Raw genomic sequence first — 14,829 nt, 5'->3', positions numbered from 1 at the left:
GCCGGATCCCCGGTGCGCACGGCCTTCGCGGGCACGGCGAGGAGGCGGAGGGCAGGCGGAAGCCGGACAGGGGAATCACGGACGGCCTGCGAGCGCTAGACTTCGGCGAAGCGCTCCCGGCACCCGTGTGCCGGAAGCCCTTGCCGCCAGCAGCCGCTGCATGAGGAGCCACTGACTTGTCCCGTCGCCTGTTCACCTCCGAGTCGGTCACCGAGGGCCACCCGGACAAGATCGCAGACCAGATCAGCGACGCGATTCTCGACGCCATGCTCAAGGGCGACCCCAAGAGCCGGGTCGCGGTCGAGACGCTGATCACCACCGGTCAGGTCCACGTCGCCGGGGAGGTGACGACGGAGACCTACGTCGACATCCCGGGTCTCATCCGCGAGAAGATCCTGGAGATCGGCTACGACGCCTCGCACAAGGGGTTCGACGGCGCCTCCTGCGGTGTGTCGGTGTCCATCGGCGCCCAGTCGCCGGACATCGCCCAGGGCGTCGACGCCGCCTACGAGGCCCGCGAGGGCGAGGCCGGCGACGAGTTCGACCGGCAGGGCGCCGGCGACCAGGGCCTGATGTTCGGCTACGCCTGCCGGGAGACCCCCGAGCTGATGCCGCTCCCGATCCAGCTGGCGCACCGCCTGGCCCAGCGGCTGTCGCAGGTCCGCAAGGACGGCACCGTCCCCTACCTGCGCCCCGACGGCAAGACCCAGGTCACGATCGAGTACGACGGCGACAAGCCGGTCCGTCTGGACACGGTGGTCGTCTCCACCCAGCACGCCGCGGAGATCGACCTCAAGGAGATGCTCGCGCCGGACATCAAGGAGCACGTGGTCGACCCGGTCCTGGCGGGCCTGGAGATCGAGACCGACGGCTACCGGCTGCTGGTCAACCCGACCGGCCGCTTCGAGATCGGCGGCCCGATGGGCGACGCCGGCCTGACCGGCCGCAAGATCATCGTCGACACCTACGGCGGCATGGCCCGCCACGGCGGCGGCGCCTTCTCCGGCAAGGACCCGTCCAAGGTCGACCGCTCGGCCGCCTACGCGATGCGCTGGGTCGCCAAGAACATCGTGGCGGCCGGCCTCGCCGACCGCGCCGAGGTCCAGGTCGCCTACGCCATCGGCAAGGCCAAGCCGGTCGGTGTGTTCATCGAGACCTTCGGCACCGAGAAGACCGACGTCGCCAAGATCCAGGAGGCCGTGCTCCAGGTCTTCGACCTGCGCCCCGCCGCCATCATCCGCGACCTCGACCTGCTCCGCCCGATCTACTCGGAGACCTCCGCCTACGGCCACTTCGGCCGGCCGGAGTTCTCCTGGGAGGCCACCGACCGCGCCGACGCGCTGCGTGCCGCCGCCGGCCTGTAGGCCGCAGAGCACCCCGGGAGCCCCCGGTGAGCACCGCCTCACCGGGGGCTCCCGCGCGTCCGCCCGCCGCGCCGCCGGCCGCGCCGCGGAACGCCGCCGCACCCGCCCGGCGCCCCGGGGGCGTCCCCGCGCCGGAGCACGGGACCGGGCGGCCCCGCGCGGGTGCCGTCAGGCGTGCGCGGCCCCGGCGAGGACGGAGCCGTACTGGATGGCGACCAGGTCGCGGATCGGGATCACCTCACCGGGGGTGTCGGCCTCGGCCTCGGCGCACCACGCCGCGTAGGTCTCGCGCAGCGCGCCGGTGTGCGCCCGGATGGCCGGGGTGCCGTTGCCGATGGCCAGCTCGCCCTCCAGGGCGCGCAGCAGCATGCCGCCGAACCGGAGGCGGGAGCTGTGCACCGCCTCCCGGCAGGACTGCCGCTCGGCCGCGGTGGCGGGCCGGCCGGCCTCCGGCTCCTGCGCCCGCTGCTCGGCCAGGGCGGCCGCCTCGGCCACCAGGGGGAGGAAGAACCTGCTCGCCCGGATGAACGGGGAGCGGGCCGTCAGGTCGCCCGCCACGGCGGTCAGCGCGGTGTCGAGCACGGTGAACGTCTCCCGCAGCTGCCCGGCCTGGATCCGGAGCAGCTCGCCGTGGGCGGCCCGGACGGGGGAGCGGTCGCCGGCCGCCGGGTCGCGCCAGTAGGGCAGCTCGGCGGTCAGGGAGAGCGTGCCGTAGCGGGCGGCGTAGGAGTCGCTGGCCCCGCCCCCGATCTGGTCGGCCGGGTCCTGCCCGAGCGCCTCGATGTAGTCGTAGAGGTCCTCCATGCGCGGGGTCAGGAAGACGGCCTCGTCCAGCGAGCGCACCGAGGGGTGCTCGGGGTCGCCGGCGTGCAGCGGCACGCCGTACCGGACGGGCAGGGCCCGCAGCACGGCGTGCAGCTCGGGCACCGGGCGGCTGATGTAGAAGTACGCCCCGCCCAGCTCGCTGTTGTGCAGGGTGGTCATGAACGCCGGGCGCGTCTCGTCGATCAGCCGCATCAGCGCCAGGGTCTCGGGCATCACCCGGTCGAAGTAGGCGCGCTTGTAGGCGAACGGGAAGGTCCACTCGACCTGCTCGTCCCCGGCGGGGCGGTAGAAGTGCCGCCCGTAGTGCGCCTTGGTGAACGGCCCGGCGAACCACCCCTCGTTGAGCCGGGTCCCGTCGGGGTCCAGGCAGCCCACGATGTGCCAGGTGCAGCCGGTGGCCCGGCGCAGGGCGGCGTCGGCGCACAGCCTGCCCGCCAGGTGGATCGCGGTCAGGCCGCCGATCGGCTCGTTCGGGTGCGGCAGCGCGCCGACCAGCGCGTGGCGCGGCCCGTCGCCGACGGTCAGGCACCAGATCGGCTCGCCCAGGGTGGAGCTGCCCACCCGCCGCAGCGAGGCGGCGCCGGGATGGGAGGCGGCCAGCCGGGACAGGGCGGCCGTGATCTCGTCCACGGTGGCGAACCGGTCGTGGTCGGGGACGGAGTCGAGTTCGGCGGCGAGCATGGGATCGAGCACCCTCATAGTCTGCCGACACCCGGCGGCCGCGCGGTCCGCCGGTGCCGTCCCGGGGCGGCGCCCGCCCCGCCGCGGGGCCGCCTGCGGGGCCGGGGCCGCCTGCGGGGCCGGGGCCGCCCCGCGGGCGGGCGGCCCGCTCCTCTAGTGTCGGGCCATGGGTTCTCTGCTGCTGCGCAACGGGCGGATCGGTCCCGGCGGCCCGCTCCGCCACGTCCTGGTCGCCGACGGCCGGATCGCCGCCGTGAGCGACGAGCCGCCGCCCTGCGACGAGTCGGTCGACCTGCAGGGCGGCACCGTCCTGCCCGGCCTGTGGGACTGCCACGTGCACTCCGTGCAGTGGGCGCAGGCCCGGCTCCGGATCGACGTGGGCGCCGCCCGCTCGGCGCGCGAGGCGGTCGATCTCGTCGCCCCGCACGCCGGGGGCTCCGAGGCCGCCGCGGTCACGGTCGGCTTCGGATTCCGCGACGCCCTGTGGCCTGACGCGCCGGACAAGTCGCTGCTGGAGGCGGTGCTGCCCGGCCGGGCGGTCGTGCTGCTCAGCAACGACCTGCACACCGCGTGGTTCAGCCCCGCGGCGCTGGCGGCGGTCGGCCGGGGCGGGCACCCCACCGGGGTGCTGACGGAGCAGGACTGCTACGACGCGGTGGCCGCGCTGCCCCCGCCGCCGGAGGAGGAGCTGGACCGCCGGGTGGCCGAGGCCGTCACCGCCGCGGCGGCCCGGGGCGTGGTCGGTGTGATCGACTTCGAGTTCGCCGACAACGTCACCGACTGGGCCCGGCGGCTGCGGAGGGGGCGGATCGACGCGCGGGTGATCTGCTCGATCCCCAGGGACCGGCTGGAGGAGGCGATCGGCCGGGGCCTGCGCACCGGGGACCCGGTGGCCGGCTCCGGCGGGCTGCTGGAGGTCGGCCCGGTGAAGATCTTCTCGGACGGCTCGCTGAACACCCGCAGCGCCTACTGCGAGGACCCCTACCCGGATACGGGCTCCCACGGGGCGCCGGTGATGTCCCCCGAGGAGCTGCGGGGCGTGATGTCCCTGGCCGCCGCGCACGGCGTCCACCCGGCGGTGCACGCCATCGGCGACCTGGCGGTGGGCATGGCGCTGGACGCCTTCGAGGCGGTCGGCTGCCCGGGCCGGATCGAGCACGCCCAGCTGGTCCGCCCGGCCGACTTCGCCCGGTTCGCCCTGCCCGGCCTCATCGCCGGCGTGCAGCCCGCGCACGCCCCCGACGACCGGGACGTGGCCGAGCGGCTCTGGCCGGGCCGGACCGGCCGCGCCTACGCCTACGCGGGCCTGCTCGCCGCGGGGGCGAGGCTGGAGCTGGGCTCCGACGCCCCGGTGGCGCCGCTGGACCCGTGGGACGCGATCGCCGCGGCCGTGGCGCGGACCGACGACGAGCGCCCGCCGTTCCACCCCGAGCAGGGCCTCACGCTCCAGGCGGCGCTGGCGGCCGCGGCCCGGGGCCGCAGCGGCCTGCGCCCCGGCGACCCCGCCGACCTGGTGGTCACCGGGCGCGACCCGGCCGGCCTGGACGGCGACGGGCTGCGCCGGATGCCGGTCCTGGGGACCCTGCTCGGCGGCCGGTGGACCCACCGGGACTCCATCTGAGGCGCCCGCCCGGCCCGGGGCCGCCGCACGGGCCCGGGCCGGGCGGATCCGGTAAGACGCCCCCGCGGCGTCTGGTAGGACATGGGGGTGCCCCACACCAGCCTCCCGCCCGACGACGGCGCCCTGCTCCCGCTCGACGCCGTCCGCGGGCGCTCCGCGCCCGCCCGCGCCCTCGCGGCGCCGGGCGGGGCCGCCGGCGCGGCGCGGGCGGTGGTCAAGGGCGTGCCGGAGCCGGCCGCCGAGCTGCCGGTGGCGCGGGTCGCCGTGGACACGCCCCTGCCCCACCTGGACCGGCCGTTCGACTACCTCGTGCCGGCCTCGCTGGCGGCCGAGGCCGTGCCCGGCTGCCGCGTCCGGGTCCGCTTCGCCGGCAAGCTCGCCGACGGGTTCCTGCTGGAGCGGGTGGAGGCCAGCGAGCACACCGGGAAGCTGGCCAGGCTGGAGCGGGTGGTCTCCGCCGAGCCGGTGCTGGCCCCCGAGATCGCCGCGCTGGCCCGCGCCGTCGCCGACCGCTACGCCGGAACGCTGGCCGACGTGCTGCGCCTGGCGATCCCCCCGCGCCACGCCAGGGCGGAGGCCGAGCCCCCGGAGGCCGGGGCGGAGGTCCCCGCCGGGCCCGCCGGGGACGGCGGGCCGGGGCCGTGGTCGCACTACCCGGGCGGGGAGGCGTTCCTGGCCGAGCTGGCCGCCGGGCGCGGGCCGCGGGCGGTGTGGACGGCGCTGCCGGGCATCGGCCCGGAGGGCCCGCACTGGCCCGAGGCGGTGGCGACGGCGGTGCGCGAGACGCTGCGCGGCGGCCGGGGGGCGCTCGTCGTGGTGCCCGACGGCAAGGACGTGGCGCTGGCCTCCTCGGCGCTGGCGGCGGCCCTGGGGCCGGGCGGGCACGTGGCGCTCACCGCCGACCTGGGGCCGGCCGAGCGCTACCGCAGGTGGCTGCGGGTCCGCCGGGGGGCCGTCCGGGTGGTGGTCGGCACCCGGGCGGCGGCGTTCGCCCCGGTGCGGGACCTGGGGCTGGCGGTCATCTGGGACGACGGCGACGACCTGCACGCCGAGCGGCTGGCGCCGTACCCGCACGCCCGGGAGGTGCTGGCCCTGCGCGCCCACCAGTCCCGCGCGGGCCTGCTCGTGGGCGGTCACGCCTGCACGGCGGAGGCCGCCCGGCTGGTGGCCACCGGCTGGGCCGGAGCGCTCGGCGCGCCCCGCCGCACGGTCCGCTCCCGGGCGCCGCGGGTACGGCCGGCCGGCGACGACGCGGAGCTGGCCCGGGACGAGGCGGCGCGGGCGGCCCGGCTGCCCAGCCTCGCCTGGCGCACGCTGAAGGCCGGGCTGGAGCACGGACCGGTGCTGGTCCAGGTCCCCCGGCGGGGCTACCTGCCCGCGCCGGCCTGGGCCGGCTGCCGGGCCGCGGCGCGCTGCGGGCACTGCGCCGGGCCGCTCGCGCTGCGCGGCGGCCACGCGGCGCCGTACTGCCGCTGGTGCGGCCGGATCGCGGGCGACTGGCGCTGCGCGGCCTGCGGCGGGGTGCGGGTCCGTGCCCGGGTCGTCGGCGCCCGCCGTACGGCCGAGGAGCTCGGGCGGGCCTTCCCCGCGGTCCCGGTCCGCACCTCGGGCAGGGACGGCGTGCTCGCCTCGGTCGGGGCGTCCCGGGCGCTCGTGGTGGCCACCCCCGGGGCCGAGCCGGTGCCGGAGGGCGGGTACGCGGCCGCGGTGCTGCTGGACGGCTGGGCCGTGCTCGGCCGGCCGGACCTGCGGGTCGCGGAGGAGGCGCTGCGCCGGTGGATGAACGCCGCGGCCCTGCTGCGGCCCGGGGCCGGGCTCGTCGTGCTCGCCGACTCCTCCCTCCCCGTCGTGCAGGCGCTGCTGCGGTGGGATCCGGTCGCCCACGCCGAACGGGAACTGGCCGACAGGACAGAACTCGCTTTCCCTCCGGTGGTAAGAATGGCCACGCTGACCGGGTCGCCGGCGGCGGTGCGGGAAATGCTGGCGGAGACGGCGCTGCCGGAGGGCGCGCAGGTGCTCGGGCCCGTCCCGGTCGAGACGCCCAGGGGCGACCAGGTGCGGGAACGCGTCATCGTGCGGGTGCCCCGGGAGGCCGGGCCCGCGCTCGCCGCGGCGCTGAAGAGCGCCTCCGGAGTGCGTTCGGCGCGTAAGGCGCCCGAGGTGGTCAGGGTATGCATCGACCCCATGGACGCCATTTGAGCAGTTTCCCCGATTCGCGGCGCTGACAGTAAGCCGTTAATTTCTCCCTGTGTCGATTGAATGGGTGAATCGGGCCATCGACGAGCTGCGCGCCTGGGGGCGGGCGGGCGGCCGGGACGTGGACGCGGACGAGGTGCGCCTGCTCTGCGACTACGCGAGCGATTACCTGGATGTGAACGAGCTGGGTGATTTCACCCCGGCCACTTTCGAGGAGCTGCTGCTCAACATCTACCCGCGCAAGGTCATCGCGCCCCCGGAAAGCGCACCCGAGACGGTCGCCGCCGCCCGGACCCTGGTGGACTTCCTGCTCGAGACCGAGGAGATCGGCGGCAAGATGGCCGCGCGCATGCGCGCGACGCTGGACCGGATCGAGCCCGAGATGCCGGTCGCGCTGGCCGACACCTCCCGGTTCGGCATGGCCAAGAGCCTGTTCAGCGCGATGGGCGCCGACGCGCTGGAGCAGGACGTGTCCCTGCCCGCGGCCGCGGAGGCCTCGGAGGCCGGGGAGGCCGGGGCGGAGCCCTGCGACTGCCCGGGCTGCTCCCCGCTCCCGCCGGTACGGCTGGCGTCCCGCGAGGCGCTGGCCGAGGCCGCGCTCCGGGTCCCGCTGCTGACCGACGCCCGCCGCCTGGTCCAGTGGATGCTGGCCGGCGGGCGCACCCTGGACCCCGGGGGCGGGCTGCGGGACGGCGACGCCGCCGAGGCGGCCGCCCAGCTGTCCGTCGCCGCCCCGGCCTTCCTGTGGGAGCTGGCCGTGCGCGCCGGCCTGGTCGAGGTGGCGGGCACGGCCGTCTTCGACGCCGACCACGCCGACCCGCTGGAGGTGTGGGCCGCCGCGGTGCGCTTCGCCGTGGAGGGGGACACCGGCGGGCACGTCACCGGCGAGCCGCTCCTCGACGAGGAGCTGTACGCCCTGCTGGACCTGTTCTACCGGGTGCAGGCGCCGGTCCCGCTCGACGCCGTGCGGGAGTACCTCGACGACGACCTGGACATGGCGGACCGCGGCGGGGCGGACCTGGAGGCGGTCGCGCGGCGGCTGGTCTACTGCGGCCTGCTCCAGGAGGGCGACGGCACGCTGGAGCTGACCCCGCTGGCGGTCTGGGGCCTGCACGAGCTCTACGAGGACTTCGAGATGGAGCCGTCGCGGCTGCCCGACCTGGCCGAGGCCGACGCGGCCGACCTGATCGACGGGCTGCTGGCCGGAGTGCTCCCCGAGGTGGCCGAGGCCGACATCACCGGCTGGCTGGCCCGCAGGACGCCCGCCCAGGCCGCCACCGAGCTGCTGGAGGCGGTTTCCGGCGCGCCCGCCGTCGCCCGGGGGGTCGCGGTCACGATCGTGGACCGGCTCGGCGCGGAGGCGGAGGAGGCCGTGCGCGCCTTCCTGGAGGACGAGGAGCTGCGCCCGCACGCCGCCCACTGGCTCACCGCGCGCGGGCTGGCCGCCCCCGCCCTCACGCAGGACGAGGTGCTCTGGATGAGCGTGGACATGCTCGCCCTGGCCCTGCCGGCGGCCGAGGAGGACCCGGAGACGTTCGCCGAGAACATGGCGGCCTCCGGCCCTCCGTCGCACGTGATCGAGGAGATGTGGCGGGTGGACCACCCCGACCTCGTCGACGTGCTGGAACTGCTCGGCCGATCCCTGCCGGACCAGAACGCCGCCAAGGCCGCGCGCAAGGCGGCCTTCAAGGCGCGTTCCCGCGCGATCGGCTGAGCCGTACATCCGTGGGGCCGGTGTGGAGTAAGTTTCACGGGTGGCAAAGAGCGGGAACACGGGCAACGTCTTCGATCTCGGCGAGCTGCGCAGGCTGGTCGACGAGCTGGGCACCGCGCCCCGGGAGGCCCGGGCGGCCGTGCTCGACGAGGCCGTCGCGGGGGAGACCGGGGGCGAGGAGTGCGACTGCCCCGGCTGCGGCGCCGAGGCGCTGAGCTTCCCCCCGGTCGAGCTGGCCCCCGCCGAGGAGCTCGCCCGGGCCGTGCTCGACGTCCCGCTGGTGCGCGACGCCCGGCGCCTGGCGGTCTGGACCGGCACCCGGCGGGTCACCGCCGAGTGCCTGCTGCCCGACCCCGCCGGCGCGGCCGCCGAGCTGGGCCTGCCGGGACCCGACCGGCTCCACCTGCTCTGGGTCGTGGCGGTCAACACCGGCATGCTCCGGATCTCCCGGGGCACGGCCGCGCCCGGGCCGTTCACCCCGGCCGGCGACCTGCCGCCGCAGGAGCTGCTGGAGTTCTGGGACGGCGTGGTCATGGACGTCCTCGACCGTGCCGACGAGAGCCTGACCGGCTCCGCGGTGGTGGACGAGCACCTCGCCGAGATGCTCGCGACGCTGTACGCCATGGGCGACGGCCTGGCCCCGGCCACCCTGGTCAAGGGCATCCTCCAGTCGCACGAGGTGGCCTGCGAGGCCAGCCCGGCGCAGATGCGCCGGCTGGCGGCGGCGCTGCCGGGCGAGCTGGCGGCCGCGCTCGACCTCCTCGGCTACTGCGGCCTGATCGAGTGGTCGCCCGCCGGCCGGCCCCGGCTGACCCCGCTCGGCGTGTGGGCGGTCCGCCAGGACCTGATCAGGGAGGGCCACGACGCGCCCACCGGCGCCGAGGTCGCGGTCTTCGCCGACCTCGGGGCGGACGAGCTCGTCGAGGCGGTCATCAAGGGCTCCGCGGGGCCCAGCGCCGTCACGGTGTGGCTGGAGTCCCGCACCCCCGAGGCCGCCGCCCGCGAGCTGATCCGGACCGCCGCGTCCGGCGACGCCGGCCGGCGCGGCGTCGTCAACACGATCCTGGAGGAGCTCGGCCCGGAGGCCGAGGCCCCCGTCCGGGAGGCGCTCGCCGAGCCCTGCCTGTGGCGCTACGCCGCCTCCTGGCTGCACATCCGCGACCTGCCAGCGCCGGCGCTGACGCCCGCCGACAACACCTGGATCGCGGTCGACACGCTCGCCTCGCTGATCCACCGGGGGACGGCCCCGGAGGGACTGGGCGAGTTCGCCGCGCTCCAGCCGGGCGAGGACCTGGTGCGCATGGTCGAGGAGATGGCCCTCGTCGGCCACCCCGACGCGATCGTGGTGCTGGACATGCTCGGCGCGCACCACGCCGACGCGGCCGTGGCCAAGGCCGCCCGCAAGGCGGTCATGAAGGCCCGCTCCCGGTAGGCCCGGCGGTCCCGTCCCGCGGCCGGGCAGGCGGCCGCGGCCCGCGCCGCGGCCCCCGGCGGCCGCCGGGAGCGGTCCGCGCCGCGGCGGACCCGTAAACTGAGGGGATCCCGTGGAAGGAGCCCTGTTGGCCATTCAGTCAATCCGCCTGTTCGGCGACCCGGTGCTGCGCACCCCGGCGGCGCCGGTGACGGACTTCGACAAGGAGCTGCGCAAGCTCGTCAAGGACCTCACCGACACCATGCTGGACGCGCCCGGAGCCGGTCTGGCCGCGCCGCAGATCGGGGTCGGGCTGCGGGTCTTCACCTACTACGTGGACGACCAGCTCGGCCACCTGGTCAACCCGAGTCTCGACCTGTCCGACGAGATGGACGAGGAGGGCGAGGAGGGCTGCCTGTCCTTCCCCGGCCTGTCCTACCCCACGCCCCGGGCGATCCGCGCGGTGGCCAAGGGGTTCAACATGCACGGCGAGCCCGTCACCCTGGAGGGCACGGACCTCATGGCCCGCTGCTTCCAGCACGAGACCGACCACCTGGACGGCATCCTGTTCATCGACCGGATGGACCCCGAGCAGCGCAAGCTCGCCAAGAAGGCGATCCGCGAGGCCGAGTGGTTCGGGACGCCCGCGCCCACGTTCAAGCTGTCCCCGCACGCCACCCACGGGAAGGCTCTGTAGGAACCTTGCGCCTGGTCTTCGCCGGAACCCCGGACACCGCCCTGCCCTCGCTGCGGACCCTGCTCGACTCGCCGCGCCACGAGGTGGCCGCCGTGGTCACCCGCCCGGACGCCCCGTCGGGACGGGGCCGGAAGGTCCACCCGAGCCCCGTCGCCGAGCTGGCCGAGGAGGTGGGCATCGAGGTCCTCAAGCCGCTCAAGGCGGGCGACCCCGCGTTCCTGGAGCGGTTGCGCGCGATCGCGCCGGACGCCTGCCCGGTGGTCGCCTACGGGGCCCTGCTGCCGCAGGCGGCGCTGGACATCCCGCGCCACGGCTGGATCAACCTCCACTTCTCGCTCCTGCCCGCGTGGCGGGGGGCCGCCCCGGTGCAGCACGCCGTGCTGCACGGCGACGAGATCACCGGTGCGAGCACCTTCCGGATCGTCAGGGAGCTGGACGCCGGCCCGGTCTACGGCGTGCTCACCGAGAAGATCCGCGCCGCCGACACCAGCGGCGAACTGCTCGCCCGGCTGGCCGAGTCCGGCGCCGAGTTGCTGCTGGCGACCCTCGACGGGGTCGAGGACGGCACGCTGGAGGCCAGGCCGCAGCCCGGTGAGGGGGTGACCCTCGCCCCGAAGATCACCGTCGAGGACGCCCGCGTCGACTGGACCGCCCCGGCGATGCGGGTGGACCGCCTGGTCCGGGCCTGCACGCCCGCGCCGGGCGCGTGGACCGAGTTCCGCGGCCAGCGGGTCAAGCTCGGCCCGGTACGGCCCGCGCCCGAAGCCCCCGTGCTCGCCCCCGGGCAGGTCGCGGCGGGCAGGAGCTCCGTCCTGGTCGGCACGGCCACCCACCCGGTGGAGCTGGGCGAGGTCCAGCCCCAGGGCAAGCGCCTGATGACCGCGGGCGAGTGGGCGCGCGGCGTGCGGCCCTCCGACAGCGATCGGCTGGTCTGAGGCGCATGGGTGAGCGGGGGAACGGCGGTGCTCCGCGCGGCGGAGGCCGCGCCGGGGGCTCCGGTGCTTCCGGCGGAGGCCGGGGCGGAGGGCACGGTGCGGGCCGCGGCGGAGGAAACGCCGGAGGACGCGGTGGGAGCCGTCCGGGTGGCGGTTCCGGCGGGAGCGGCCGGGAAGGGCGCGGTGGGCGCGGCGGCGCGGGCGGGAGCCGGAGCGGCCGTCCGTCCCGGCCGGTCCGCGACGAGGCCCGCAACGCGGCCTACGACCTGCTGCGCGCGGTGGACGAGCGGGACGCCTACGCCAACCTGCTGATGCCCGCGCTGCTGCGCGAGCGCGGACTGTCGGGGCGCGACGCGGGGCTGGCGACCGAGCTGGCCTACGGCACCCTGCGCGGCCTGGGAACCTACGACGAGGTCATCGCCGCCTGCAGCGACCGGGCCCCGCACGACCTGGACCCGCCGCTGCTGGACGCCCTCCGGCTGGGCGCGCACCAGCTGCTCAAGACCCGGGTGCCCCCGCACGCGGCGGTCGGCACGACCGTCGACCTGGTCCGGCTCCGCGTCGGCGCGGGCCCGGCCAAGTACGCCAACGCGGTGCTGCGCAAGGTCGCCACCCGCTCCCTGGAGCAGTGGCTGCCGATCGTGGCCCCGGATCCGGCCGGCGACCCGGTCGGCCACCTGGCCGTGGCGCACAGCCATCCCCGGTGGGTCGTCACCGCGCTGCGCGACGCCGTCGGCGGCGACCTCGCCGAGACGGCCGCCCTGCTGGCCGCCGACAACGAGCGGCCCCGGGTCACGCTGGTGGCCCGCCCGGGCCGCTGCTCGGTGGCGGAGCTGCTGGACGCGGGCGCCGCGCCGGCCGACTTCTCCCCGTACGCGGCCTACCTGCCCGAGGGCGACCCGGGGACGGTCCCGGCGGTGGCGCAGGGGCGCGCCGCGGTGCAGGACGAGGCGAGCCAGCTGGTGGCGCTCGCCCTCACCCGGGTCCCGGTGGAGGGGGGCGACTCCCGCTGGCTCGACATGTGTGCCGGGCCCGGCGGCAAGGCCGGCCTGCTCGACGCGCTCGCCGTCCAGGAGAGCGCCCGGCTGCTGGCGGCCGAGCTCCAGCACCACCGGGCCCGCCTGGTCCGGCAGGCCGTCGGCGAGGCGGCGGTGGTCACCGCCGACGGCCGGGTCCCCGCCTGGCGGCCCGGCGTCTTCGACCGGGTCATGCTCGACGCCCCCTGCACCGGGCTGGGCGCGCTGCGCCGCCGCCCGGAGGCGCGCTGGCGCCGCGACCCGGCGAGCCTTCCCGAGCTGGGCGCCGTCCAGCGCGACCTGCTCGGCTCCGCGCTCGACGCGGCCCGCCCCGGCGGGGTGGTGGCCTACGTGACCTGCTCGCCGCACCTGGCGGAGACGGCCGTCGTGGTCGGCGACGTGCTGCGCCGCCGCGACGACGCCGAGGTCCTGGACGCCCGCGCGTACCTGCCCGAGGCCGAGGGCCTGGGCGAGGGGCCGTACGCCCAGTTCTGGCCGCACCGGCACGGCACCGACGCCATGTTCCTGGCCCTGCTGCGCCGCCGCTGACCGTTCCGAGGGCCCTCGCCCCGCTCCCGGAGCGGGACGGGGGCCGGGAGCGGATCCGCCCCGGAAACGGGGCGGCCCGGTGCGGAGGGGCGGCGGGGGGCGGACAGGGGGCGCCAATAGACTCGGGGGCATCATGGCCGTACAGATCTCGCCCAGCATCCTGTCCGCCGACTTCGCCCGCCTCGCCGAGGCGGTCGCGGCGGTCTCCAACGCCGACTGGATCCACGTCGACGTCATGGACAACCACTTCGTGCCCAACCTGACGCTCGGCCTGCCGGTCGTCGAGTCCCTGCTCAAGGCGACGTCCACGCCGCTGGACTGCCACCTGATGATCGAGGACCCGGACCGCTGGGCCCCCGCCTACGCCGAGGCCGGGGCGGGCAGCGTGACCGTGCACGCCGAGGCGGCCAGGGCCCCGGTCCGCACGCTGCGCCAGATCCGCGCCGCCGGGGCCCGCGCCGGGTTCGCGCTGAACCCGGCCACGGCGGTCGAGCCGTACGAGGACCTGCTCGGCGAGATCGACATGCTGCTGCTGATGACCGTCGAGCCCGGGTTCGGCGGGCAGAAGTTCCTCGACGTGGTCCTGCCGAAGATCCGCCGGGCCCGGGCGCTCATCGAGCGGCACGGCGGCGAGGTGTGGCTCCAGGTGGACGGCGGCGTCTCGGCCGAGACCATCGAGCGCTGCGCGGAGGCGGGCGCCGACGTCTTCGTGGCGGGCAACGCCGTCTACGGCGCCGCCGATCCGGCCCGCGCGGTGGACGAGCTGCGCGCCCTGGCCGCCGAGGCCTGACCCCTCTCCGGTGCCTTCTCCACCGCCTCCCCGGCCTGCGGGGAGGCGGTGGCCGGCCTGCCGCGGCCGCGTCCCGCGAATGTGACGGTCCTGGTACACATCGCCCACGGTGGGTAGGGTAACCAGTCACTTACAAGGGAGGTGGGCCATGGACCACGGACTCTTCGGGCCGGGCTCGGTGACCTGGCGGGTGATGGGGGAGCCGATCCTGCTGGTCGGCGGCTTCCGGGCGCTGCTCATGCAGGGGCTGCACCCGCGTGCGATGCGCGGGGTCGCGCAGAACTCCGCGCTGATGGACCCCGGCGAGGCGTGGGCCCGCTTCCAGCGGACCACCGAGTTCGTCCGGGTGCGCACCTACGGCACGCTGGAGGAGGTCGAGCGGGCCGGCGCCCGGGTCAGGAAGATCCACGCGAGCCTCAGCGCCGTCGATCCGGACACCGGGGAGCGCTTCCGCCTGGACGACCCCGAGGCGCTGCGCTGGGTCCACATCGGGGAGGTCGACTCCTACCTGTCGGTGGCCCGCCGCGCCGGGGTGGGCCTGAGCGACGCCGACGCCGACCGGTTCGTGGCCGAGTGGCGGCGCGCCGCCGAGGTCGTGGGCCTGCGCGCCGACGACGTGCCGGGCTCGGTGCGGGAGATGCGCGACTACATCCGCAGCCGCCGCCCGGGCCTCTACTTCGCCCCGGAGGTCCCGCACCCGCTCCGCCAGGCGCTCAACGCCCCGCTGCCGCGCTACCTCTTCCCGCTCAAGCCGGTCTTCCCGGGGTTCGTCCTGTTCGCCTTCGGGACGCTGCCCCGCTGGGCCCGCAGGCTGTACGGCCTGCCCGCCACGCCCATCGAGGACCTGTGGACGACGGCGGCGCTGCGCGCGCTGCAGGCCGGGATCGGCCTGGTGCCCGCGCCCGTCCGGTACGCCCCGGACGCCCGCCGGGCCCGGAAACTCAGCGCCGCCTGATCCCGCCCCGGCGGGATCCGGGCGGGAGGTGCCCGTGCCGACGGGGCCCGCGGCGCGGCCCCGCCGGCCGTCTCA

At 76.6% G+C, this 14,829-nt stretch carries 11 protein-coding genes; 10 read left to right on the top strand and 1 reads right to left on the bottom strand.

Annotated elements, in window-relative coordinates; all coding sequences use genetic code 11:
* Positions 1-176 precede the first annotated feature (176 nt).
* Positions 177-1,364, top strand: coding sequence for a methionine adenosyltransferase (gene metK, locus ABD823_RS25045; protein ID WP_344863641.1), 1,188 nt, complete (start codon positions 177-179; stop codon positions 1,362-1,364).
* Positions 1,365-1,532: 168 nt separating this feature from the next.
* On the opposite strand, the gene ABD823_RS25040 is transcribed toward metK, so the two are convergent.
* The gene (locus ABD823_RS25040; RefSeq protein ID WP_344863640.1) at positions 1,533-2,882 is read right to left on the bottom strand and encodes a M14 family zinc carboxypeptidase; all 1,350 of its coding nucleotides are present in this window, start codon (positions 2,880-2,882) and stop codon (positions 1,533-1,535) included.
* A gap of 154 nt (positions 2,883-3,036) precedes the next feature.
* On the opposite strand from ABD823_RS25040, the gene ABD823_RS25035 reads away from it, so the two are divergent.
* From ABD823_RS25035 to ABD823_RS24995, 9 genes are all read left to right on the top strand, one after another.
* Positions 3,037-4,491, top strand: a complete 1,455-nt coding sequence (locus tag ABD823_RS25035; protein WP_344863639.1) for an amidohydrolase — start codon at positions 3,037-3,039, stop codon at positions 4,489-4,491.
* 87 nt (positions 4,492-4,578) lie between these two features.
* The gene (locus ABD823_RS25030) at positions 4,579-6,690 is read left to right on the top strand and encodes a primosomal protein N' (protein ID WP_344863638.1); all 2,112 of its coding nucleotides are present in this window, start codon (positions 4,579-4,581) and stop codon (positions 6,688-6,690) included.
* A gap of 64 nt (positions 6,691-6,754) precedes the next feature.
* Positions 6,755-8,401, top strand: a complete 1,647-nt coding sequence (locus ABD823_RS25025; protein WP_344863637.1) for a hypothetical protein — start codon at positions 6,755-6,757, stop codon at positions 8,399-8,401.
* Positions 8,402-8,441: 40 nt separating this feature from the next.
* Positions 8,442-9,833, top strand: coding sequence for a hypothetical protein (locus ABD823_RS25020; RefSeq protein WP_344863636.1), 1,392 nt, complete (start codon positions 8,442-8,444; stop codon positions 9,831-9,833).
* A 127-nt stretch (positions 9,834-9,960) separates the two neighbouring features.
* A complete protein-coding gene (gene def, locus ABD823_RS25015; RefSeq protein ID WP_344863635.1) occupies positions 9,961-10,509 on the top strand; it encodes a peptide deformylase in 549 nt (182 codons plus the stop codon).
* A 5-nt stretch (positions 10,510-10,514) separates the two neighbouring features.
* Positions 10,515-11,444, top strand: a complete 930-nt coding sequence (fmt, locus tag ABD823_RS25010) for a methionyl-tRNA formyltransferase (protein WP_344863634.1) — start codon at positions 10,515-10,517, stop codon at positions 11,442-11,444.
* A 5-nt stretch (positions 11,445-11,449) separates the two neighbouring features.
* Positions 11,450-13,009 (top strand): RsmB/NOP family class I SAM-dependent RNA methyltransferase, encoded by a 1,560-nt coding sequence (locus ABD823_RS25005; RefSeq protein ID WP_344863633.1) that lies wholly within the window; start codon positions 11,450-11,452, stop codon positions 13,007-13,009.
* Between the two features lie 133 nt (positions 13,010-13,142).
* On the top strand, positions 13,143-13,799 hold the full coding sequence (gene rpe, locus ABD823_RS25000) for a ribulose-phosphate 3-epimerase (protein WP_344863632.1): 657 nt from the start codon (positions 13,143-13,145) through the stop codon (positions 13,797-13,799).
* 148 nt (positions 13,800-13,947) lie between these two features.
* Positions 13,948-14,754, top strand: coding sequence for an oxygenase MpaB family protein (locus tag ABD823_RS24995; RefSeq protein WP_344863631.1), 807 nt, complete (start codon positions 13,948-13,950; stop codon positions 14,752-14,754).
* Positions 14,755-14,829 lie beyond the last annotated feature (75 nt).

Source organism: Planomonospora alba (genome assembly GCF_039534085.1).
GTDB lineage: Bacteria > Actinomycetota > Actinomycetes > Streptosporangiales > Streptosporangiaceae > Planomonospora_B > Planomonospora_B alba.
This window is presented reverse-complemented; position numbering and strand designations above follow the sequence as displayed.

Coding starts and splice junctions, on each gene's coding strand:
- ABD823_RS24995 (WP_344863631.1), top strand. CDS start 13,948: ATGGACCACGGACTCTTCGGGCCGGGCTCGGTGACCTGGCGGGTGATG.
- ABD823_RS25035 (WP_344863639.1), top strand. CDS start 3,037: ATGGGTTCTCTGCTGCTGCGCAACGGGCGGATCGGTCCCGGCGGCCCG.
- ABD823_RS25005 (WP_344863633.1), top strand. CDS start 11,450: ATGGGTGAGCGGGGGAACGGCGGTGCTCCGCGCGGCGGAGGCCGCGCC.
- rpe (WP_344863632.1), top strand. CDS start 13,143: ATGGCCGTACAGATCTCGCCCAGCATCCTGTCCGCCGACTTCGCCCGC.